Origin of the sequence: Streptomyces sp. NPDC052114, from assembly GCF_040680155.1 — a bacterium.
Classification (GTDB): domain Bacteria; phylum Actinomycetota; class Actinomycetes; order Streptomycetales; family Streptomycetaceae; genus Streptomyces.
In genome coordinates this window covers 40532-61984 of record NZ_JBFAWC010000032.1, presented here as the reverse complement: position 1 = coordinate 61984, position 21453 = coordinate 40532, and the positions used below count along the sequence as shown (strand labels likewise).

The window sequence follows — 21453 nt, the reverse complement described above, 5'->3', positions numbered from 1 at the left end:
GAGTTCCAGGCCGTCGAAGAACGCCGTGATCTGGTCGACGGGCCGCAGGAAGTAGGGGATGGCGCCGGACGCGTTGTAGCTGTCCTGGGCCTGCTCGTAGGCGGTGTCCGTGCCCCGCGAACCGTCGTTGATCGACAGGTAGCTGCCGGACGGCAGGCCCTCCATCAGGCGCCCGACGATGGAGCGTGCCTGGTCGTAGTCGGCGATGTGGCCGAGGATGTTGCTGAGGATGAGCGCGGTGGGGCGGCTGAGGTCCAGCGTCTCGGCGGCGGCCGTCAGGATGCGGTCGGGGTCGGACAGATCGGCGTCGACGTAGGCGGTCGCCCCCTCCGGCGTGGACGTCAGCAGGGCGCGCGCGTGCGTGAGGACCATCGGGTCGTGGTCGACGTAGACGATCCTGGCGTGCGGGGCGAGCCGCTGGGCGACCTCATGGGTGTTGTCGACGGTCGGCAGGCCGGTCCCGATGTCCAGGAACTGCCGGATGCCGGCCTCGTTGACCAGGTGGCTGATGTTGCGGCGCAGGAAGGCGCGGCTGCTGCGGGCGACGGTGACGATGCCGGGGAAGACGGCGCTGTACGCGTCTCCGGCCGCCTCGTCCACGGGGTAGTTGTCCTTGCCGCCCAGCCAGTAGTTCCAGATCCGCGCCGAGTGCGGCACCGACGTGTCGATCTTCTGCTGCGCCGCCGGATCGGACGTCGTGGAGTGGTCGGTCATCACAGGGGCCCGTCTTTCCGCCGTGGCGTGAACTGTTCATCGCACAACCTACGCCCAACGGTATTGCTGCGCACACCTGTTCAGGTGTCCGGGACCGCCCGTGTGCCGCGGGCCCGTCAGGGGCCTCACGCGTCGAGCACGACGTCCGATGCCGGGATCGCCTGACAGGCGAGAACGGTGTCGTCGGGCAGGTCGTCACCGGGGTCGACGAGATGCGCGGTCCGGCCCTCCAGGACCGTGCAGGCGCAGCTCTCGCACTGGCCGACGCGGCAGCCGCTCGGCATGGCCACCCCGGCCCGCTCGCCGAGTTCGAGGAGGGTGCCCGCGGGCCCGGTCCAGGTCAGCTCGCGGCCCGAGCGCGCGAAACGCACGGTGAAACGCGCGTCCTCGGGTACGTCGACGGTGCGCGGGGCCGCCCGGAACCGCTCGCTGAAGATCTCGAAGGGCGGCACCCCGCGCGAACGCAGTCCGTCGGTGAGGGAGACGAGCATGGGCTCGGGGCCGCACAGGTAGAAGCGGGCCCTGCGCTCGACGAGCCCGGGATCGAGGTCGTCGGCGGTGATGAAGCCGCGTCGGTCGCCGTCACGGACGGGAGTGTCGGCGGGTGAGAGGGCCGCGTAGTGGGTGTGGACGCGCAGGACGTCGATCCGGCGTTCCAGCTCGCGCAGCCGCTCGCGGAAGGGGTGGTCGGCGACGCCCGCGACGCCGTGGTGGAGGACGACCTCGGGCACGGTGCCGCCGGTGGCGGCGAGGGTCTCCAGGTAGCCGAGGAACGGGGTGATGCCGATGCCGCCGGCGAGCAGGACGACCGGGTGGTCGGTGTCGGTGGGAATGCCGAAGACGCCGCCGGGCGCGGTGAGTTCGAGACGGTCCCCGACCTTGAGGCGTCGGTGGACGTACGGGGAGAAGGCGCCGCCCGGGAGGTGGCGCACGGCGAGTTCGTAGGCGGTACGCGCCGGGTCGATGGCGGGGCCGGTCAGCGAGTACGCGCGCGTGCCCTCGGGGGCGTCCGGCGCGCCCGAGCGCACGGTCACGTGCTGGCCGGGGCGGTGATCGGGGAGACGGCCGCCGTCGACGGGCTCCAGACGCAGGGTGCGTATGCCCGGGGCGCTGTCGTGCAGCGCGGACAGCGTGAAGGTCCGTGTGCCCGACCAGGTGCCGTCCGCGGTCGTGGGGCGGACCTCGCAGGCCAGGGAGCGCAGCGGCGTGGAGCCGCTGAGCGGGTCGGTGGCGGTGTGGTCGACGAGACGGTTGTAGTTGCTGCCGGACGCGCCGAGGGGGTCGGCGCCGGGCAGGGCGAGGTCGGGGGCGTCCTGCCACCAGCCGTACTCGCCGACGACGACACCGGGGTGCAGCGAGTCGTCGAAGCGGGCGCGCAGCCGGATCGCGCCGAGCCGGGTGGCCAGTTCCACCCACTGGCCTTCGCCGATGCCACGGGCGGCGGCGGCCTCGGGGTGCAGGTCGAGGCACGGGTCGGTGGCGCGGCGGCGCAGCGAGGAGACGGCGCGCTGCTGGCTGTGGACGTAGTAGCCGTGCTTGGCGCAGGTCAGCACGAGAGGGAAGGACGCGTCGGGCGCGGCGGGTTCGTGGTGCTCGGGGACGGCGGGGTAGCCGTGGTCCAGGAGGCGCTGGGAGTACAGCTCGACGCGCCGGGTCGGCGTGTTGAAGCCGGTGACACGGCCTTCGGCGTCGGTGGCCGCGTACCGGCGTTCGACGTCGGGCTGGGGCACCCGTACGCCGCCGGGCGCGGCGCGGAGCCGCTCGGTGGTGAGGCCGAGCGGCGCCAGCTGCCAGTCCCAGGCCGCCTCGATGTCGCCGTGGAAGAACTCCTCACCCATCCCGAGGCGGGCGGCCAGCGCGAAGACGACCTCGGTGTCGGAGCGGGTGCCGGGCAGGGGGTCGACGATCCGCGGCCGCAGCTGGACCTGCTCCTGCGCCCGTCGCCCGATCTCGAAGCCGAAGCGCAGCGCCTCGTGCTCGTACGCGCTGTTGACGGGCAGCACGATGTCGGCGCTCGCGCAGGTGGGGTTCATGAACAGGTCGAGGTGCACCTGGAAGTCCAGGGCGCGCAGAGCACGCGCGGTGCGGTCCGAACCGGGCTGTGCCACCACGAGGTTGGAGCCGAAGCCGACCAGGGCCCGTACCTGGTACGGCCGGTGCTCCTCGATGGCCCGGCACAGGTCGCCGGCGTTGATGTAGCCGGAGGCGGGTGGTCCCAGCGGGTGCTTGTCCAGGCCGAGCGCCTTGGCCCGCCGGGCGGGCGCGAGATCGGCGGCGGTGGAGGCGGGACGGTACGGCGGGGCGGGGGCGAGACGGTTCCCGCCCGGCGCGTCGAAGGAGCCGGTGAGCGCGTACAGGGTGGCCAGGGCGCGTTCGGTCTGGGCGGCGTTGGCGCTCTGCCCGACACCGGTCCAGCCGTAGTACGTCACCGAACGGGCCGCCGCGATCGCGGCGGCCAGCGCCCGGATCTCCGCCTCCGGGATCCAGGTGGTGGCCGCGACGCGTTCGACGGGCCACTGCGCGCAGGCCTCCGCGTACTTCTCGAACGCCGGTACGCACGCCACGCTCGTGCCGTCGCGCAGCGGGACGCGGTGGACGCCGCGCAGCGCGAACCGCTCCGGGGCGACGGCGGCGCGGGCGGTGTCCAGGACGTCGGCCGCCCCGGCCCGCTCGTCCCACACGACGAAACCCTCGGCGTCCGTCACGACCTCCGCGGCCCGCAGGAAGCGTCCGTCGTCGAGCCGGACCAGGAGGGGCGCGTTGGTCCAGGCGCGCACGAACCCCTCGTCGTAGGTGCCGTCCTCGATGAGGAGGTGGGCGAGGCCCAGGGCGAGCGCGGCGTCGGTGCCGGGGCGCACCCGCAGCCAGTGGTCGGCGCGCAGGGCGCTGGTGGAGCGGCGCGGGTCGACGACGGCGAGCCGGGTGCCGTGCGCCTGGGCGGCGGAGAGGGCGGCGGACTGGGCGAGCCACGTCTTGGCCGGATTGAAGCCCCACAGCACCGCGAGGTCGGCGTGCGCGTAGTCCGGCGGGGGCAGGGGGCAGCCGAAGGTGAAGGCGTGCGCGAAGTCCTTGTGCCAGTTGCAGATCTCGGCGCTGTAGACGGTGTTGGGGCTGCCGAAGCGGCGTACGAACCGTTCGATCCACTCGGTGGCGTCGGAGATCATCGTGCCGCTTGGCGTGGCCACCCCGAAGGCGACCGCCTCCGGACCGCTCTCCTCGGCGATGACCCGCAGCCGCTCGGCGATCTCGTCCAGGGCCGCGTCCCAGGAGATCGGTTCCCAGCCGGGATCGGCGTCGCCCTTGGGGCGGGTGCGCCGCAGCGGCGTGGTCAGCCGTCGGCTGCTGTGGGCGATCTCGGCCGCCGCGCGTCCCTTGGGGCACATCGCCGCACCCGTCGGATGCTCCGGGTCGGGCCGGACGCCGGTGATCCTGCCGTCCTCCACGGTGAACACCGCGCCGCAACGGGACTTGCAGAGCGTGCAGAAGCCCCGCTTCTCCTCGGTCATCACGTGCCTCCGGACGGTCGGTCGGCGTCCCTGTCGTGTGCTTCCCCCTCCATTGCACGCCTTCGTGGCCCCGGGCCCGGCCGCCGATGGTCCCCTTCCGTGGGACGTATGGCACTGATGCGAACGGTGTGCCGCATGACACGGGCGGGCCGTGGGTCCCGTGCCATGCGGGCGTGGCTCAGCGGGTGGGGAGCGCGCCTCCGTTGACGTGCAGCACCTGGCCGGTGATGTGCCGTGCCGCGGGGGACGCGAGGAAGGCGATCGTGCCCGCGATGTCCTCGGGGGAACCGGCGCGGCCCGTCGAGGTGGCGGCCACGAGCCGGTCGCGGCGCTCGTCGGCCAGCTGGTCGCGGAAGAACTCGGTGTCGGCGATGTATCCGGGCGCGACGACGTTGGCGGTGATGCCGCGCGGGCCCAGGATGCGGGCCAGGTCGAGGTTCCAGGTGGTGAGCGCGGCCTTGGAGGCGCCGTACGAGCCGTAGGAGCCGGAGCCCGCGGCGCCGGCGATCGAACCCACGTGCACGACGGCGCCGCCTTCCGCGAGCCGGTCCTCCAGGGCCTTGGTGGTGAGCGCGGCGGTGAGGAGGTTGGCGTCCAGGTTGGCGCGGAAGGTCCGCGCGTAGGCGGCGAGGTCGGCCGGTGCCTCGGTGTCGAAGTCGGTGTTGCCGCCGGCGTTGTTCACCAGGACGTCGATCCGCTCGGGCAGTGCGGACAGGAGGGCGGTGAGCGCGTCGGGCAGCGTGTGGTCGCAGACCAGGGCCCGTACACCGGTCTCCTTGGCGAGCAGCTCCAGCGGTTCGGCGCGGCGGCCGGTGACGAACACGGTGTCGCCCTGCTCGGCGAAGTGCCGTGCCGTCGCGCGGCCGATGCCCGTGCCGCCGCCGGTGACCAGGATGGTGCGTGTCATAGAATGCGCTCCGAAGGGTCCGTTGAGGTCTAAATTTAGATCTGAACGTAGCACTGGGAGGGTGGACCGTGGCAAGGGATTTCGACGAGAAGGCCGTGCACAGCGCGCAGGACATCGCGGCCGCGTGGGAGCGTGAGCGCCCCGGCACCCCGGCCACGTCGATCGGGATCGTCACGCCGATCTGGCAACTGGCCAAGCTCTTCGGCGACGACCGGCGGCGGGTCCTGGCCCGCGCAGGCGTGGACACCGCGACCCTCGACCTGCTCAGCGTGCTGCGCCGCGGCGGAGCCCCCTACACCCTGAGCACCCGCGAGCTGGGCCGGCGCTCCATGGTCACCGCGGGCGCGGTCTCCCAGCGGGTGGCCCGCGCCGAACGCGAGGGCCTGGTCACCCGGAGCCCCGGCGAGGGCCGCCCCCGCACGGTCCTGGTCACGCTGACGGAGGCGGGCCACGCCCTCGTCGAGGCGACGGTGGACCAGGTGCTCGGCAGGGAGGCGGACCTGATCACCGGCCTCGACGCGGAACAGCAGGCCCGCCTGACCGAACTGCTCGCGCTGCTCCTCGACGACGTGCAGCGCCGGCTCGGGGACGACCGGCTGACCCAGGTGGGGCAGGAGGACTGAGCGGCGGTCTCCGTGCGGGAGGAGGGCGGCGTCAGCCGGCGCGGTAGCGGGAGGCGAGCTCGGGGCTCTGGCCGGCGAAGGCGGCGAGATGGGCCCGGAAGACCTCGTCGAGGAGCGTGGCGTCCTCGACGCCGGGCGCGCACACGACCTCGCCCAGCTCCAGACCGCGCAGCGCGCCGGTGACGACGTCGTCGGCGCTCATGCGCGGGACGCCGCTGAGGTCGAGCCCCTGGCGCTCGTGGAACTCGGTGGCCACGACGCCGGGGCAGACGACCTCGACCCGCACGCCGGTGCCTTCGAGTTCGGCGCTGAGCGCCTGCGACATGGCGACGAGGTGGGCGAGGGTGCCCGCGTAGACGGCACGGCGGGGCATCTGCTCATGCGGCGCGGGGCCGCTGAAGGCGATCATGCCCGCCACGTTGATGATGGCGCCCCGGCCGCGTTCGACCATCCCGCCCACCGCGGCGCGCATGAGCTGGGTGGGCGCGAGGACCTTCACGTCGACCAGCTCGCGGGCCTTGTCCGCAGGCAGGTCGGCGAGCGGCATGTAGTGGGACACGCCCGCGTTGTTGACCAGCAGGGTCAGCGGCTCGGTCGCGCAGATCCGGGCGAGCCCGTCGATGCCCTCGTCCGTGGACAGGTCGGCCACGACCGGCCGGACCTCGATCTCGGGGTGCGCGGCGGCGAACTCCGCCAGGCGCTCCTGACGCCGTCCGACGACGACCAGGTCGTACCCGTCGGCGGCCAGCCGCTGGGCGAACGCCTTGCCGATCCCGGAGGTTGCCCCGGTGACGAGGGCGAGGTTGCTCATGAGGGCTGCTCCCATGCGTCGAGGGCACCGGCGTGGGCCGCGGGACGCGGGGTGCGTCGGCGGTGGTGCCCGGGACCACGGTCACACCGGCTTCGCGCGCACGCTCCGCCATGGGCGCCGCGTCGTCGAGAATGCCCTCGTTCGTGCCCGCCCGGAGCAGCGTGGCGGGACCCCGGTCGGACCCGCGGGCGCGCGGGGCTGGCGGGACGGCCGGCGGTCACCCCCGGGCGGTGGCCTCGGCGCGCAGACGTTTCTTGTCGGGCTTGCCCGCGTCGGTGAGCGGCAGGGCGTCGGTGAAGTCGACGCGGTCGGGTTCGTACATCGGGCCCCTGCCCTCGCGTACCCAGGCGCGCAGGTCGTCCACGGAGACGGTGGCGTCGGGGGCGGTGACGACCGTGACGTGGATGCGCTCGAACCCGCCGTCGCCCTTGACGCCGTAGACCGCGCTCTGCCGTACGGCGGGGTGGGTGTGCAGGAAGTCCTCCAGTTCGGTGGTGTACACGTGGCCGCCCACCACCGCGATCATGTCCTTCACCCGGTCGACGACGGTGAGGTAACCGCGCTCGTCGAGGGTGCCGAGGTCGCCGGTGTACACCCAGCCGTCCCGTATGACCTGGGCGGTCAGTGCGGGATCCTTCCAGTAGCCCTCCATCGTCCCGTCCGAACGCACGCAGATCTCCCCGACCCCACCGGCGGGCAGCACCACGTCGTGGGGGTCGCGGATCTCGACCTCGACGCCCGGCACCGGGCGCCCGGCCGTGCGCAGGACGTCCGGGCGGTCGGGGTCGTGCTCGGCGGCGGGCAGCACGCTCACCGCCCCGGCCTCGAACTGGCCGTACCCCTGTTGCAGGACGCGGCCGAAGCGGCGCACCGCCTCGGCGATGCGGACCGGGGAGGAGGGTGTGCCGCCGTAGGTGATCTGCCGGAGGCTGGAGGTGTCGGTGCCCTCGGCGTCCGGGTGGTCGAGCACTTGGTACAGGAGCGGGGGCAGCAGCATCATGTTCGTGATCCGCTCGCGCGCGATCGTGGCCAGGATCTCGGCCGGGTCGAACGCGTAGTGCAGCACGACCGTGCCGCCCGCGGAGAGCGTGCCGTCCGCGATGAACCCGGCGGCGTGGGACAGGGGCGTGCACACGAGGTCCCGCCGCCCCGCCCCGCTGAACAGCTCCCGCGTCCGGGCGACGCTGTCCTGCATCCGGCCGAAGGTGCTCCGGACTCCCTTGGGATGCCCGGTCGTTCCCCCCGAGTGCCGGATGAAGCACAGGTCCTCGGGGCGCGCGGCACCGGCCAGTGGCGCGTCCTGCTGTTTCTCGGCCAGGGCGAGCAGGTCAGTGCCCAGCCCGCATGCCGTGCCCCCGTCCGGACTGTCCGCCGTGACCCCGTCGCGCGTCGTCGAGCCGTCCGGCGCGTCCCCGAGGACCAGGACGTGCTCCACCGGCGGCACTCTCCGCAGCAGCCGCGCGGCGCGCTCCGCGAGACGCGGATCGACGACGAAGGCGTACGTCTCGACGTCGGCCATCATCTGGGCCTGCACGTCCGCCGCGAGTCGGTTGTAGAGGTGGTTGAAGTGCGCGCCCAGCAGGTTGACCGCGTACCGCACGGCGATCGTCTCGGGCAGGTTCCCGCACAGCAGTGTCACCGTGCGGCCCGGACCGACGCCCCGCTCGCGCAGGGCGCGTGCCAGCCGGTACACCAGGGAGCGGAACTCCGCGGCCTCCAGCCGCCGTTCACCGCTGACCAGGATCTCCAGCCCGGGACCGTCGGCCAGACCGTCGAGAATGATCTCCACATAGTTGCGGAACCGTGGCTCGGACACCGGCATCGCGCTTCGTACCCCCTCGATCCGGACGCGCCCACGGGTCCGCGCGCCATGACGAACAGCCCGGCCGAGGATAGGGCGCCACCCTCACGGCACCGCAAGATCACAACGAGCCACGTCGGTCAGCCGGTCAAGGCCAGCAGAGCGCGCGCCAGTTCACGCGCCTCCAGGTCCGGGTGCGGTGTTCCGTCGCACGGGAAGCCGGACATGACGCGGCGGGGCGACTCGGCGATGCGTTCCACCGCGGGGCGGGCGGCCTCGGGGAGGAGCCGCATGGCCTTGAGCGTGCGCAGCGCCCCCAGGTGCGGCTCGTGCAACTCGCCGTGGCGGGCGAGCTGGTCGGCGACCACCGGTGCCAAGTCGTCGGCGCGTCCAGTGACGTGCCAGATGGCGGCGGCCGCGTCCGCGCGGCTCTCCCGCGCCGGCGCGCTGAGCCGCTCCTCCAGGAGAGGCATCAGATCCGCGGCGGGGGAGCCGAGTTCTCGTGCCACCCTGACGGCCGCGGTCCGTCGCGCCACGGCGTCGGGCGATGCCCTCACCGCCGCAAGCGCCGGCCCCGCGTCGCCGTCGACCCGGGCGAGCGCGAGCGCCGCCGTCAGATCACCGGCCCCGGCCCGTACGCGCAGGGCCCGCGCCGCGACCGGGCCCGCCGCGGGACCGAGTGCGGCCAGCACGTCGGCCGACGCGGGCAGCAGGCGTACGAGATCGTCGACGCGGTCGGCCGCGAGCGCGGGGAAGCGGCGGAGCACGTCCAGCCACTCCGTACGGAGCGGCCCGGTGGCCACGCGCAGGGCCACCGGCTCCGCGGCGGCGCCGAACGTCTCCACCGCGGCGGTCACGGCCACGCCGGGGGCGCCCAGCGGGACCAGTTGCAGGGAGGCCGCCTCTTCCGGCAGTTCGTCCATCAGCCGGAGGACGAGGTCGAGCGCGTCGGACAGGCGCAGCCGCACGGCCACGAGGGTGGCAGCGACGCGCAGGGCGGGAGTGCCGGACCGCAGATGGCCGGCGAGCCACGGGACGGAAGCGGAGTGCTCCGCGGCCTCCCCCGCAGGGATCGCGGCACCCACACGAGCCACCCGGCACAGGTCCTCGGCGTCCGTGGCGGCCCGCGCGAGCCAGGGCAGGACGGCGCGCTCGCGGTCGCGCCACGTCTGGGTGAGTTCCCAGGCCAGCGGCGCTCCCCGCGCGACGGCGCGCAGTGTCGCGTCCGGGTCGTCCAACAGGCGTTCCTGGAAAGGGATGTACGCGCTCGGCCAGGGGTGGGCGCAGTCGTCGTCGGACGACGCGGCGTGGGCGTCGAGCGCGGACTCCACGAGGGCGGGGGACAGCGGCAGCGGTGCCGTACGCAGCAGATCCGTGGCCGCGGCCCTGCGCACCGCCGGCTCCGCAGCGGTCAGCAGCGCCTGGTTGCGTGCCGTGCGGGGGCCGGGGGAGACGTCGAGCAACCCGAGCGCGGTCACGAGGTCGGCGCGTACGTCGGCGTCCTCCTCGGTCTCGAACCGGGCCCGCAGCAGCGGGAGCAGCGGCACCGACGCCTCCTCGCCTGCGGCGACGAGCCACACGAGCGTGCGCCGCACGGCCGGGTCGTCGTCGGCCGCGAGACCGAGCAGAGTGGGCAGTGTCCCGGCCACCGCGCGCCGCACCTGCCGGTACTCGCGGCCCGACCCGGTCGCCGCGCCGTGCAGCAGCCACAGCATCGACAGCCGGTCACCGGTCCCGTCCAGGGCGAGCCGCGCGACGAAGGGCACGGCGGCGACGGTCGCGGAGTAGACCGACCCCTGATGGCAGAGGGAGGAGAACAACTCCTCGACGGCGTCCTCCCGGACCCGCGCATCCGCCGAACCGGCCGCCCGCAGCAGCCCGGGCACGTCGTCCGCCGTCCCGTACGCGTGCTCCAGCGCGGCCCAGTCGATGTCGTCGATCTCCTCCACCATGCGGGCAACCCTATGGCCACGGATGCGGCTCCGAGTTGCCCCGCAAGCGCCCCGGCCTGCCCCGGCCCGCGCTCCTCAGGCGGTGCGCCGAAGGTGGGCCGTGAGGTGGTGCTGCAACGGCCGGCCGACGGCCGCGAGGTGGTGCTCGAAGGTGAGGGTGTCGGCGCCGGTCAGGGTGTAGCGACGGTGCGTGGCGTCGACGGTCTTGGCGGTGGGGGTGAGCGCCACCTGGTCGGTGGGGAGGTCGACGGTGTCCTGTGCGGCCTGCCCGACGGCGATCTCGGTGATGCCGGTGGGCTGCGTGATCAGGGCCTCCACCCGGCCGTCGGGCTGGAGCCGCCACCACCCGCTCTCGCGGGCCGACGGCCGCAGCGGCGCGCCGTCGGCGTCGAGCAGCCACGCCCGTGCCTCGTAGTGCAGGAAGGGGCGGCCGTCGTGGCTGAAGGTGACCTCCTGCGCGTAGTCGAAGTCGGCGTCCAGGGTCGGGTATCCGCCGTGTCCGGTGCCGTTCCAGGTGCCGAGGAACCCGAGCACGGGGGCGAGGAGCGGGTGCGGCGCGGGTGCCTGGTCGGGCCGACGGCTGTCGGGGAAGGGGAAGGGCTGCGACGGTACGGGGCTGAACACGGGGCGCGCTCCTGGCGGGTTCGGGTGAAGGGGCCGCAGGGCAGCCTAGGGACTTTCTGACGGAGTGTGGTGCGGGGCTGCCCCCCGGCTCTGTGGTGCGGGGCTGCCCCCCGGCTCTGTGGTGCGGGGCCGGCCCCCGGCTCCGCCGGAGCCACCTCCGGATCCGGTCGGCCGCGGCTCGGGGCGCGGCGTCGCGAACAGCGCGGCTCGGCTGACAGGCCGTTGTTCCAGCTGACAGGCCTTTGTTTTACTGGGGCGATCCGGACCCACGCGAGGAACACAAGGAACACAAGGAACAGGAGCCCCCGTGCCCGAGCAGGAGATTTCACGCGTCTCCATGACGACCGAGGAGATCCAGGCGGCCAACCTCGGCGCGGCCCCCAAGCTGAACGGCCAGGTCACCCTGCGCGAGCACGACCCGCGGTGGTCGCGGGTGTTCGAGGCGGAGGCCGCGTCGATGGGGGAGCGGCTCGGAGTCCTCGACCACCGCATCGAGCACGTCGGCTCGACCTCCGTCCCGGGGCTGCCCGCCAAGCCGGTCATCGACATGCTCCTGATCGTCCCCGACTCCGGTGACGAAGCCGCCTATGTCCCCGCCCTCGAACCGCTCGGCTTCACGCTCGCCATCCGCGAACCGGACTGGTACGAGCACCGCCTCCTGCGCAAGCGGTTCCCGGACGAACGTGCCCACAGCGCCGAGACCGTCAACCTGCACGTCCTGCCGGCGGGCTGCCCCGAGATCGACCGGATGCTGCTCTTCCGCGACCGGCTGCGCACCCACGACGGCGACCGCACGCTCTACGCCGACACCAAGCGCACCCTGTCCCGGCAGACCTGGGAGTACATGCAGAACTATGCCGACGCCAAGTCGGAGGTCGTCGCGGGCATTCTGGAGCGGGCCGCTGCCGCGGAGGCGGCTACCGCTGCCGCTGCGGATACCGCCGCCGGTACCGCCGCCGATTGACCCACGTCACGGCGCATGAGGCCCGGACGCCCGGCCCGCGACGGTGTCGGCCGGTCGTCAGCCAGGACGTCGGCCGGTAGTCGGCCGGTCGGCGGGCGGCCGTCGCGCGGCTCTCAGGGTGCCGTCCACGGCCGCAGCTTCTCCGGGTTCCGCACCGCCCACAGCCGCTTGATCCGGTCACCCGCGAAGTCGAACGCCACCACGGTCCTGGTGGCACCGGCCTGCTGGACCACCAGACCCGGCTGGCCGTTGACCGTGCGCTCCAGGAGCGTGAGGTCGGGGGCCAGCCCGATGACGGCGATCAGCCAGCGGGCGATCTCTTCGCCGCCTTCCGTGCGGGGCGCGGCGGCGACCAGGCCTCCGCCGTCGGAGAGACCGGTGGCGTCGGGGTCGAGGAGGCCGATCAGCGCCTCGATGTCCTTCGCCTCCCACGCCTGCTTGAAGTCCCTGACGAGCGAGGCGCGCCGGGCCGCCGGAGTCGCCGGCGTGGGCGATGCGCGGAGACGGCGACGGGCCGAGGAGGCCAACTGGCGGCAGGCCACCGGTGTCCGGCCGACGATCTCGGCGACCTCCGCGAAGGGGTAGCGGAACACGTCGTGCAGGATGAACGCCACGCGCTCGGCGGGCGTCATCGATTCCAGTACGACGAGGAACGCCATGTTGATCGACTCGTCGAGCGTGACGCGGTCCGCCGGGTCGGCCGCGCTGCCGCCCGCCTGCCCGGCTTCCCACTCCGCCTGGTCGGGCACCGGTTCCGGCAGCCATTCGCCCACGTAGCTCTCGCGCCGGACCCGCGCCGAGCCGAGCAGGTCGAGACAGATGCGGCTCGCCACCTTCCACAGCCAGCCGCCGGGTGAGGCGATGGCCTTCCGCTGGGCGCCGGACATCGCGTACCAGCGGGCGTACGTCTCCTGTACGACGTCCTCGGCGTCGGCCAGCGAACCGAGCATCCGGTACGCGAGGTTGATGAGCTGCCGCCGCTCGCTCATGATCGCGCCCAGGCCTTGGTCGCACCGGGTGTCACGTGGCTCGGGTCGGGTCGTCATGCTCTCGCTGCTCCCTCGGTCGCTTCCTGCCGGTCATGTCCCGCGACGCGCTCTCGCGTCACGTTCTTCCGTCACACATACGACGGGACAGCCCGCCGGAATGTGAGGTGACGTCACGACCTCACATTCCGGCGGGCTGCCCCGTCGTACTGGACGAACGCATCCCGTATCCACGGACACAGAGGAGATCCCCATGGATGCCCGTCTCGACTTCAAGAACAACCCCGTCGGAGCCAAGGGCCTGAAGCACCTCGTCTCCGCGGGCATGGTGCTCGCGGACGCGACACTGCCGGCCACGACACGGGAGCTGGTCCTGCTCCGCGCCAGCCAGATCAACGGCTGCGGATTCTGCGTCGACATGCACACCAAGGACGCCGCGCACGCGGGGGAGACCGCCCAGCGGCTCCACCTGGTGGCGGTGTGGCGGGAGGCCACGGTGTACACCGAGGCCGAACGGGCCGCCCTCGCGCTGGTGGAGGAGGGCACCCGCATCGCCGACACGGCCGGTGGCGTGCCCGACGACGTCTGGGCGGACGCGGCCAAGCACTACGACGAGGATCAGCTCTCCGCCCTGGTGCTGACCATCTCCGTCATCAACGCCCTCAACCGCGTGAACGTCCTCACGCAGCAGCCCGCGGGCGCCTACCAGCCCGGCCAGTTCGGCTGAACCGATCCAGCCGGCTCGATTCGCCCGACCCGATCCGGCGGAGCCGAGGAACACTGACGGACGCGAGCGACGACCGGTTCGGGGGTCCGGTCGTCGCTCGCGGCGCAGGCTCGGGGCGGGGGCCCACAGGCAACGAGGGGTGTCCCCGGCGCCGGGCCGGACCCGGGGGGTGTCGCCATGATCACTGATACGAGATCAACGGGTACGTGATCATGAAGATGGGCATGGATGGTGCGCCAATGATCATCTAGCAAGGAGCACGACCCCCACATGGCAGCCACCCCCAGCATCTCCACCACTACTGCCACCACCACGTCCCCCACATCCGCCCCGGCCTCGACCCCGCTCGCGCCCGGAGCCCTCCCGCTGATCGGCCACGGCCTCCAACTGTTCCGGCGACCAATGCCGTTCATGGACTCACTGCGCGAGCACGGACCCGTGGTGCGCATACGATTGGCCCGCACCCCGGCCTATGTGGTGACCGATCCGGCCCTCACCAAGGAGGTGCTGGTCACCGGCGCGGCGGACTACGCCAAGGGCGGGCGCATCATCGACGCGCTCCGCGTCTTCTTCGGCGACGGGCTCGCGACGGTCGCCGACGGCGACACGCACATGAAGAACCGCCGCCTGATGCAGCCCATGTTCAACCGCGCCCACATAGCCACCCGCGGCGACGTGATGATCGAGCAGGTGCGGGAGATCGTCGACTCCTGGCCGGAGGGCGGTCCCAGGGACACGCTCGCCGACATGACGGAGCTGACCCTCGCGGCCTTCCTCGGCGCCCTGTTCGGCGCGGACCTGCCCGCGCATCTGCAGGACGAGTTCCTCGCGCTCATGCCGCCGATCATGCGGGGTACCCTCCGGCAGACGATCCTGCCCGGCTGGGTCAACCGGCTCCCGCTGCCCGCCAACCGCGCCCACGCCGAGCGAGTGGCGCGGCTGCGCCGTCTCATCGACCAGGCCATCGACCACCGCACCGCGACGCTGGACGCACAGAAGTCCGCACCCGCGGCGGCGAACGGTCGGGGTGACGACCCGGCCGAGGCCCGCTGCCCGCACGCCGCCACCACGGAAACGGCCGAGGACACGGGCACCCGCACCGGCACGGACACGGGACTCTTCGACACCCTGCTCACGGCCCCCGAGCCCCTCTCCCGGCGCCAGCTCCAGGACGAGGCCATCACGCTGCTCACCGGGGCCATCGAGACCACCAGCACCACGCTGGCCTGGGCGCTGTACGAGATCGACAAGGATCCCGGGATCCGGCACCGCCTCCAGGAAGAGCTCGCGACCGTCTGCGGCGGTGAAGGGCCCCTCCGTCACGAGCACCTGGACCAACTCGCCTACACCCGCGCGATCCTGCAGGAGTCCATGCGCCAGTACGGACCGGCGTGGCTGGTCACCCGGACGGCGACCCGCACCCTCACCCTCGGAGGCCACCGCATACCCGAGGGCGCGGACGTGGTCTACAGCCCCTATCTCCACCAGCACGACCCCGCGGTCTTCCCCGATCCGGCCCGCTTCGACCCCGACCGCTGGAGCGACCGCCCCGACGCGGCCACACGCGGGTCCTTCCTGGCCTTCGGCGCCGGCCGCCGCAACTGCATCGGTGAGGCCTTCGCCTGGACGGAACTCCTGATCGTGCTCGCCACGATCGCCCGGAGCTGGCCCGGACTCACCCTCGCCCCGGGCTCCTCGGCGCCGCGACCGCAGGCGGTGGTGACCGTCAAGCCGGACAACCTGTCGATGGTTCCCCGCCGCTGAGGAGCGGGCCTCGCGTCAAGAGGTGGGCCCGGCACGCCGGTACATCCTCGCGACCGCCGCGCACTGCAGCGCCATGGACACCGCCATGGCGCCGCAGATGCCCGGCAGGCCCGAGCCCGACAGGACGTACGCGAGCGCCAGTTGCGCCACCACGCCGCACGCGGTGATGCGCGCGAGGGCGGGGGAGGCGCCGCTGCCCTCGAAGACTCCGCCCAGCGCGATGAAGCAGGAGAGGAGGACCAAGTACGGGCCCAGACAGCGGAGATAGAGCCCGCCCGCCTCGGCCACCTCGCCCGCGCCGCCGAAGGCCCGCATGATCCAGGGGCCTGCGGCGAGCAGGAGCAGCGTCGCCGCGAATCCGAGCGCGGCGGCGACGAGCAGCGCCTGCCGTCCGACGGCCCGTCGTTCGTCGCGCCCGGCGCCCAGCAGGTGGGCGGTGTGGATGGCCGCCGCCTGGCGTACCGCGTAGAAGGCCATGGTCGCGACGTACGTGGCCTTCGTCGCGATGCCGTACGCGGCGAGCTCGTCGACGCCGATCCGGGCGACCACGGCGACGAGGGCCAGCGAGCCCGCCATCCGCGCGAGGAAGTCGGCCGACATGGGGACGCCGGTCGCGGCGGTTCTGCGGGCGTCGGTGAGGAGAGATCCGCGCCGGTCAGGGGGAGCCCCGGCCGCCCGCTTCAGCGCGGTGTTGCCGCGCAGTGCCACGAGGCCGCAGGCGAGCGCCGCCGTCCGGCCCAGCACCGTGGCGATCGCCGCGCCCCGCACGCCGAGCCCGCACCCGAGGATGAGCACGGGGTCCAGCACGAGGATCAGCCCGTTCGCGAGCACCGCGAGCCGCATCGGGGTCCGGGTGTCGCCCGCGCCCTTGAGGATGCCGTCGACGACATGGGTCGCGAAGAACACCGCGATCCCCGGCAGCGCGATGGAGAAGTAGTCGATGGCGAGGGCCAGTTCGGCGCCGTCGCCGCCTCCGAGGACGAGGCGGGCGAGCGGCTCGCGGCACACGTGGCCGCCGATGGCGACGACCGGCGTGACCATCGCCCACAGGACCCAGCCGCCGCGCACGGCGGAGCGCACCGCCGCGCCGTCGCGTGCGCCGCTGGCCCGTGCGACCCGTACGGTCGTGCCTGCTCCCGCGACGAGGACGACGCCGAGCAGCAGGTTCTCGACGTTGGTGGCGACGGCGACCGCGGCGACGGCCGCGCCGCCCAGCCGGGCCACCCAGATCATGTTGATGATCCCGGCCATGACCCCCGAGAGCAGCTCGAAGTAGACCGGGCACGCGAGTGACACGAGTCTGCGCCGGTGATCCGCCCGCGTGGGGCGAGGGATGTCCGCCGGGCCGCGCGCGGATCCGACGCTCCCGTGTCCCGGATTCACGCGCCGCCGCCCGGGCTGGACGTGCCCCTGCCCGGGCTGGACGCCCCCGCGCCCCGGTTCCGCCCGCCCGCGCCGCCGCTCCGCTCGCCCGCGCCCATGTTCCGCTGCCCCCACAGCCGCCCCCTCGCCTGTCCCGCTTTTCGCTGTACCTCGAATCGAGGCACAGCGAAAAGAGATAGCATGGCGGCACAGGGCGGGCAAGGGCCCGATGGGGCGGGCGCGGGAAGGGGTGGTCCGGCACATGCTGGAGCTGTCGATTCTGGGATTCCTCCACGAGGAGCCCCTGCACGGATACGAGTTGAAGGCCCGCATCCAGAGCCTCAGCGGCCACATCCGCCCGGTCAGTGACGGGGCGCTCTATCCGGCGATCACGCGCCTGGTGAGGGCGGGCCTGGTCGACCAGCGCACCGAACCCGGCAGTGGCGCCGCGCCCCGCAGGACCCTGTCCCTCACCGAGGCGGGCCGCGGTGACCTGTACGCCAGGCTCCGCGACCCCAAGGACGCCGAAATCACCGACGGGCAGCGCTTCTTCGCCCTGCTGGCGTTCCTGCGCCACCTGCCCGACCGGACGGAACAGGCCGCGGTCCTGCGGCGCAGGCGGGACTTCCTCGATGCCCCGTCGAGCTTCTTCTACCGCGACGGCGAGCCGGTGCGGGCCGAGGAGGCGCCGGACCTCTTCCGCCAGGGCATGCTCCGCATCGCCCGTGCCACGACCGTCGAGGAGAAGGCGTGGCTGGACGAGGCGATCGGCAGCCTGGAGGGCCCGGACCGCACCGGAGCCGAGTGACTCAGTAGCCGATCGTGAAGCGGCGCTGGACGAAGCGCGGCAGTTCGACCTCGTCGAGCAGGGCCACGGCGGCGTCCTCCGTCGAGATGCGGCTGCGGCCCTCGGCGTCCAGGACCTGCTGGTCGCCGCCGATCCGGAAACGGCCGGTCCGCTCGCCGGGGAAGATCTCCTCGGCGGGGCTGAAGTAGGTCCACAGCCGGTCGGACAGGCGCAGGACGTCCAGCGCGTCACGGTGGCCGCGCACGGCCGCCGCGTACTCCCGGGGCAGTCCGAGTCCGTCGAGGCTCCGGTGGACGATCTCGTCCGAGTCCGCGTGCACGGTCCCCGGTTCGATCTCCAGACTGCCGGCGCCGCCGATCACGACGAGCCGGGTCCTGGGGCGGCTCTCCAGCGCCTTGAGCAGGGACCGCGCCGCGGTGGCGTAGACCGTGGGGTCGGCGATCGAGCGCGTGACGGTGTCCGTGAAGTCCTTGGCGGCGTTGCCGGGCTGGTACCCGCTGATCAGTACGTCGAGGCCGGGCAGGGCGGCGGCCACGGCCGCCGGGTCGAAGAGGTCGAGGCTCTCCCAAGTGATGCCGTCGCGCTGCTCGTCGGCCGCGGCCCGCGTGGCGTCACGGCTGAACGCCGTGACCCTGTGGCCCCGTTCGAGCGCTTCGGCGACGACCCTGCTGCCGATGGTCCCGGTGGCTCCGATGACTCCGATGTGCATGGTTCTCCCCTGTTCGTGCGGGCATGGGTGAGTGGCGTCGGCTCGACCCATGGGCGGCGAGCGACTTCACGGCCGTGACTATACGCCGTGAAGTTTGGTGCACGCCGTACAGTTCGGATACGGCGACCAAGGAAGGTGACGCTGTAGAGTGCTCGAATGGCGAGTACGGGAAGCACAGCGCGGCGCGAGCGGCTGCGGGCCGAGACGACGGCCGAGATCAAGGACGTGGCACTGAAGTTGATGGCCACGGGTGGCCCCGACGCCATCACCCTGCGGGCCATCGCCCGCGAGATGGGCATGACCGCCAACGCCCTCTACGGCTACTTCGCCACCCGCGACGACCTGGTCTCCGCGCTCGTCAAGGACGTGTACACCGCCCTCGCCGACGCCGTGGACGCCGCCTGGGAGGCCGCCCCCGCCAAGGACCCGGCCGCCCGCATCCGCGCCTGGGCCGACGCCTTCCGCGCCTGGGCGCTGGCCAACCCGGAGGGCTTCCGGCTGATCTACGGCGACCCCGTGCCCGGCTACCGCGCCCCCGCGGGCGGCGCCGCCCCGGACGCCGCGCGCCGCGTCTGCACGGGCCTCGCCGCACTCGCGGCCGCCGCCTGGCCCCACGCCGGACACCTCTACGAGGGCGAGGACTTCGACTGGTCCGACTTCGACGCCGGACTCCTCGACAAGGTGCGCACCGCGTTCCCGGAACTGCCGCCCGCCGCCGTCGCCCTCGCCCTGCGCATCTGGGGCCATCTGCACGGACTCGTGTCGCTGGAGGTCTACGGCCACCTGCGCACCCAGACGTCCAGCCCGGACAAGCTCTTCCACGCGGAACTCACCCAGCTCATCCGGGTGTGGGGCATCGGCCCGGGGACCTCCTCGTGAGCGGCGCCGCGCACGACCTGCGGATCAGGCCGGGCGGGCCGGCGGACGCCCCCGCGATCCTGGACCTGCTCGACGCGGCCGTGGCCTGGATGAACGGCCGCGGCAACACCGAACAGTGGGGCACCACACCGTTCTCCAGGACGCCGGACGGACCGGCACGCGTCGAGCGGTACACGACCGAGAACGCCCCGTACGTCGCGGAGCTGGACGGCACCCCGGCCGGCGCCCTCGTCCTCGACCACGGGCCGAGCCCCCAACTGCCGATCGCGCCGGCCGGGGAACCCGAGCGGTACGTCCGGCTGCTGGTCTCCGACCGTCGGCACACCGGCCTCGGCATCGGGGCGGCGCTGCTGGCCCACGCCGTCGAGGAGACCCGCCGGGCCGGCGTGCGGCTGTTGCGGGTCGACTGCTGGGCGGGCGGCGGGGGCGAACTGGTCCTGTTCTACGAGCGGAACGGCTTCACGCCCACCGAACGTTTCCTCTCCGGACAGTGGCCGGGCCAGGTGCTGGCCCGGCGCGTGGACGGACCGGTGGACGGGCCGATGGACCGTCCGGTGGCCTGACCGGTGGACTGACGCCGCGGAGAACAGCGGGCCGGGAGGCGCATGGCGCCCGGGATTTCCCCCGCGTTCGACCGTCTGACCGGCGCCACCGTGGGGCACGGTAGTACCCGATGATTCCCGGACCGGCCCAGCGGCGGTTCAGGACGGCACCGGACGACAGCACCGGACAACAGGGGAGAACGATGCGGACACCGATGACGGTCATGGACTTCCTCGACCGGGCGGAGCTGGGCTTCGCCGCCGACCCCGGCGTGATCGACGAGCCGCTGCAGCCCGGCCCCGCGGTACCGGAGTCGACGTACGGACGCCTCGGCGAGCGCGTCAGGGCCTGGCAGGCGGGCTTCGACGCGCTGGGCGTCGGCGAGGGCGAGCGGGTGGCGGTCGTGAGCCACAACTCCGCCCGCCTCCTCGAGCTGCTGTTCGCCGTGCCGATGAGCGGCCGGATCTGCGTGCCGGTCAACTTCCGGCTCTCCCCCGAGGAAGTCGCGTACGTGGTACGGCAGAGCGGCGCCTCGGTCCTGCTCGTCGACCCGGAACTGGACGACGCGCTGTCGGGCGTCAAGGCACCTCACCGCTTCGTGCTCGGCGAGCGGACCGAGACCGAACTGATGCGGTTCGGCGTCGAGCCGCGCCCCTGGGCGCACCCCGACGAGGACGCCACCGCGACGATCAACTACACCTCGGGAACCACCGCCCGCCCCAAGGGAGTCCAGCTCACCCACCGCAACATCTGGGTCAACGCGCTGACCATGGGCCTCCACACCCGCGCCTGGGAGCGCGACGTCTACCTGCACACGCTGCCGATGTTCCACTGCAACGGCTGGGGCATGCCGTACGCGATGGCCGGGCTCGGCGCGAAGCAGGTGGTGCTCCGCAAGGTCGACGGCACCGAGATCCTGCGCCGAGTGGAGGAGCACGGCGTCACGCTGATGTGCGGCGCTCCCGCGGTGTGGAACGCGGTGCTCGACGCGGCGACGGCCTGGCAGGGCGAGGTGCCGGGCCGTGACCGCGTCCGGATCGTCTGCGCGGGCGCGCCCCCGCCGAGCAGGATGATCCAGCGGGTGGAGGCCGAACTGGGCTGGGAGTTCACCCAGATCTACGGCCTCACCGAGACGTCGCCGCTGCTCACCTTCAACCGGACCAGGGCCGCGGACGCCGACCTGCCCGCCGAGGAGCGGGCGCGCAAGCTCTCCCGCGCCGGGCTGCCCGCGCTCGGGGTCACCCTGAAGGTCTCCGACGCGGGCGAGGTCCTGGCCCGCTCGAACGTCGTGCTCGACGGTTACTGGGAGAAGCCCGAGGAGACCGCGGCGGCGCTGGAGGACGGCTGGTTCCACACCGGGGACGGCGGCACGCTCGACGCGGCGGACGGGCGGCTGACCATCTCCGACCGCAAGAAGGACGTCATCATCACGGGCGGCGAGAACGTCTCGTCGATCGAGGTCGAGGACACGATCTTCAGCCACCCGGCGGTCGCCGAGGTCGCGGTCATCGGCGTGCCGCACGAGAAGTGGGGCGAGACGATCAAGGCCCTGGTGGTCCTCGTGGAGGGGGCGAGCGCAGGGGAGGCGGACATCATCGCCCACTGCAAGGAGCGGATGGCCGGGTACAAGGCGCCGACGAGCGTCGAGTTCCGCGACGCCATCCCGCGCACGGCCACCGGAAAGATCCAGAAGTTCAAGCTGCGGGAGCCGTACTGGAAGGGCCGGAGCCGGGGCGTCAACTGACGCCGGACCGGCCCCGTCGCTGCGTGCCT

The 21453-nt window shown here is 73.1% G+C and carries 18 protein-coding genes; 8 read left to right on the top strand and 10 right to left on the bottom strand.

Annotated features, from left to right (window positions below; translation table 11 throughout):
• From AB0L89_RS39745 to AB0L89_RS39735, 3 genes are all read right to left on the bottom strand, one after another.
• The coding region (locus tag AB0L89_RS39745; RefSeq protein ID WP_365152619.1) for an SAM-dependent methyltransferase at nucleotides 1-714 on the bottom strand (714 nt) is incomplete at its 3' end.
• A gap of 125 nt (nucleotides 715-839) precedes the next feature.
• The gene (locus AB0L89_RS39740) at nucleotides 840-4220 is read right to left on the bottom strand and encodes a molybdopterin-dependent oxidoreductase (RefSeq protein WP_365152617.1); all 3381 of its coding nucleotides are present in this window, start codon (nucleotides 4218-4220) and stop codon (nucleotides 840-842) included.
• A gap of 178 nt (nucleotides 4221-4398) precedes the next feature.
• Complete coding sequence (locus AB0L89_RS39735) at nucleotides 4399-5127, bottom strand: SDR family oxidoreductase (RefSeq protein ID WP_365152615.1); 729 nt, start codon at nucleotides 5125-5127, stop codon at nucleotides 4399-4401.
• A 68-nt stretch (nucleotides 5128-5195) separates the two neighbouring features.
• Here AB0L89_RS39735 and AB0L89_RS39730 point away from each other — a divergent pair, with 68 nt between their 5' ends.
• Nucleotides 5196-5750 (top strand): MarR family transcriptional regulator, encoded by a 555-nt coding sequence (locus AB0L89_RS39730; RefSeq protein ID WP_365152613.1) that lies wholly within the window; start codon nucleotides 5196-5198, stop codon nucleotides 5748-5750.
• A gap of 31 nt (nucleotides 5751-5781) precedes the next feature.
• Here the strand turns inward: AB0L89_RS39730 and AB0L89_RS39725 are convergent, their stop codons facing one another.
• The 4 genes from AB0L89_RS39725 to AB0L89_RS39710 form a co-directional block, all read right to left on the bottom strand.
• Nucleotides 5782-6561 (bottom strand): SDR family NAD(P)-dependent oxidoreductase, encoded by a 780-nt coding sequence (locus AB0L89_RS39725; protein ID WP_365152611.1) that lies wholly within the window; start codon nucleotides 6559-6561, stop codon nucleotides 5782-5784.
• A 217-nt stretch (nucleotides 6562-6778) separates the two neighbouring features.
• On the bottom strand, nucleotides 6779-8383 hold the full coding sequence (locus AB0L89_RS39720; RefSeq protein ID WP_365152609.1) for an AMP-binding protein: 1605 nt from the start codon (nucleotides 8381-8383) through the stop codon (nucleotides 6779-6781).
• 119 nt (nucleotides 8384-8502) lie between these two features.
• A complete protein-coding gene (locus AB0L89_RS39715; protein WP_365152607.1) occupies nucleotides 8503-10314 on the bottom strand; it encodes a hypothetical protein in 1812 nt (603 codons plus the stop codon).
• Nucleotides 10315-10389: 75 nt separating this feature from the next.
• A complete protein-coding gene (locus AB0L89_RS39710; RefSeq protein WP_365152605.1) occupies nucleotides 10390-10938 on the bottom strand; it encodes an FABP family protein in 549 nt (182 codons plus the stop codon).
• A gap of 307 nt (nucleotides 10939-11245) precedes the next feature.
• On the opposite strand from AB0L89_RS39710, the gene AB0L89_RS39705 reads away from it, so the two are divergent.
• Nucleotides 11246-11902 carry a GrpB family protein gene (locus AB0L89_RS39705; protein ID WP_365152603.1) on the top strand — a complete coding sequence of 219 codons (657 nt, stop codon included), beginning with the start codon at nucleotides 11246-11248 and terminating at the stop codon, nucleotides 11900-11902.
• A gap of 113 nt (nucleotides 11903-12015) precedes the next feature.
• Here AB0L89_RS39705 and sigJ read toward each other — a convergent pair whose 3' ends face one another.
• Nucleotides 12016-12948, bottom strand: coding sequence for an RNA polymerase sigma factor SigJ (gene sigJ, locus AB0L89_RS39700; protein WP_365152601.1), 933 nt, complete (start codon nucleotides 12946-12948; stop codon nucleotides 12016-12018).
• A 193-nt stretch (nucleotides 12949-13141) separates the two neighbouring features.
• On the opposite strand from sigJ, the gene AB0L89_RS39695 reads away from it, so the two are divergent.
• On the top strand, nucleotides 13142-13615 hold the full coding sequence (locus AB0L89_RS39695; protein ID WP_365152599.1) for a carboxymuconolactone decarboxylase family protein: 474 nt from the start codon (nucleotides 13142-13144) through the stop codon (nucleotides 13613-13615).
• A gap of 270 nt (nucleotides 13616-13885) precedes the next feature.
• On the top strand, nucleotides 13886-15379 hold the full coding sequence (locus AB0L89_RS39690) for a cytochrome P450 (protein ID WP_365152597.1): 1494 nt from the start codon (nucleotides 13886-13888) through the stop codon (nucleotides 15377-15379).
• Nucleotides 15380-15394: 15 nt separating this feature from the next.
• Here AB0L89_RS39690 and AB0L89_RS39685 read toward each other — a convergent pair whose 3' ends face one another.
• Nucleotides 15395-16675: an MATE family efflux transporter gene (locus AB0L89_RS39685; protein ID WP_365152595.1), complete on the bottom strand. Its 1281-nt coding sequence runs from the start codon at nucleotides 16673-16675 to the stop codon at nucleotides 15395-15397.
• A 328-nt stretch (nucleotides 16676-17003) separates the two neighbouring features.
• Here AB0L89_RS39685 and AB0L89_RS39680 point away from each other — a divergent pair, with 328 nt between their 5' ends.
• Nucleotides 17004-17549, top strand: a complete 546-nt coding sequence (locus AB0L89_RS39680; RefSeq protein WP_365152593.1) for a PadR family transcriptional regulator — start codon at nucleotides 17004-17006, stop codon at nucleotides 17547-17549.
• Between the two features lies 1 nt (nucleotide 17550).
• On the opposite strand, the gene AB0L89_RS39675 is transcribed toward AB0L89_RS39680, so the two are convergent.
• The gene (locus AB0L89_RS39675) at nucleotides 17551-18258 is read right to left on the bottom strand and encodes an NAD(P)H-binding protein (protein WP_365152591.1); all 708 of its coding nucleotides are present in this window, start codon (nucleotides 18256-18258) and stop codon (nucleotides 17551-17553) included.
• A 156-nt stretch (nucleotides 18259-18414) separates the two neighbouring features.
• Here AB0L89_RS39675 and AB0L89_RS39670 point away from each other — a divergent pair, with 156 nt between their 5' ends.
• The 3 genes from AB0L89_RS39670 (at nucleotide 18415) to AB0L89_RS39660 (ending at nucleotide 21424) form a co-directional block, all read left to right on the top strand.
• The gene (locus AB0L89_RS39670) at nucleotides 18415-19137 is read left to right on the top strand and encodes a TetR/AcrR family transcriptional regulator (protein ID WP_365152589.1); all 723 of its coding nucleotides are present in this window, start codon (nucleotides 18415-18417) and stop codon (nucleotides 19135-19137) included.
• Nucleotides 19134-19700: a GNAT family N-acetyltransferase gene (locus AB0L89_RS39665; RefSeq protein ID WP_365152587.1), complete on the top strand. Its 567-nt coding sequence runs from the start codon at nucleotides 19134-19136 to the stop codon at nucleotides 19698-19700. The genes AB0L89_RS39670 and AB0L89_RS39665 overlap by 4 nt, the downstream gene beginning before the upstream one ends.
• A 182-nt stretch (nucleotides 19701-19882) precedes the next feature.
• Nucleotides 19883-21424, top strand: coding sequence for an AMP-binding protein (locus tag AB0L89_RS39660; protein WP_365152585.1), 1542 nt, complete (start codon nucleotides 19883-19885; stop codon nucleotides 21422-21424).
• The last annotated feature ends 29 nt before the right edge of the window (nucleotides 21425-21453 follow it).

Coding starts and splice junctions, on each gene's coding strand:
- AB0L89_RS39740 (WP_365152617.1), bottom strand. CDS start 4,220: ATGACCGAGGAGAAGCGGGGCTTCTGCACGCTCTGCAAGTCCCGTTGC.
- AB0L89_RS39735 (WP_365152615.1), bottom strand. CDS start 5,127: ATGACACGCACCATCCTGGTCACCGGCGGCGGCACGGGCATCGGCCGC.
- AB0L89_RS39725 (WP_365152611.1), bottom strand. CDS start 6,561: ATGAGCAACCTCGCCCTCGTCACCGGGGCAACCTCCGGGATCGGCAAG.
- AB0L89_RS39720 (WP_365152609.1), bottom strand. CDS start 8,383: ATGCCGGTGTCCGAGCCACGGTTCCGCAACTATGTGGAGATCATTCTC.
- AB0L89_RS39715 (WP_365152607.1), bottom strand. CDS start 10,314: ATGGTGGAGGAGATCGACGACATCGACTGGGCCGCGCTGGAGCACGCG.
- sigJ (WP_365152601.1), bottom strand. CDS start 12,948: ATGACGACCCGACCCGAGCCACGTGACACCCGGTGCGACCAAGGCCTG.
- AB0L89_RS39695 (WP_365152599.1), top strand. CDS start 13,142: ATGGATGCCCGTCTCGACTTCAAGAACAACCCCGTCGGAGCCAAGGGC.
- AB0L89_RS39690 (WP_365152597.1), top strand. CDS start 13,886: ATGGCAGCCACCCCCAGCATCTCCACCACTACTGCCACCACCACGTCC.
- AB0L89_RS39680 (WP_365152593.1), top strand. CDS start 17,004: ATGCTGGAGCTGTCGATTCTGGGATTCCTCCACGAGGAGCCCCTGCAC.
- AB0L89_RS39675 (WP_365152591.1), bottom strand. CDS start 18,258: ATGCACATCGGAGTCATCGGAGCCACCGGGACCATCGGCAGCAGGGTC.
- AB0L89_RS39670 (WP_365152589.1), top strand. CDS start 18,415: ATGGCGAGTACGGGAAGCACAGCGCGGCGCGAGCGGCTGCGGGCCGAG.
- AB0L89_RS39660 (WP_365152585.1), top strand. CDS start 19,883: ATGCGGACACCGATGACGGTCATGGACTTCCTCGACCGGGCGGAGCTG.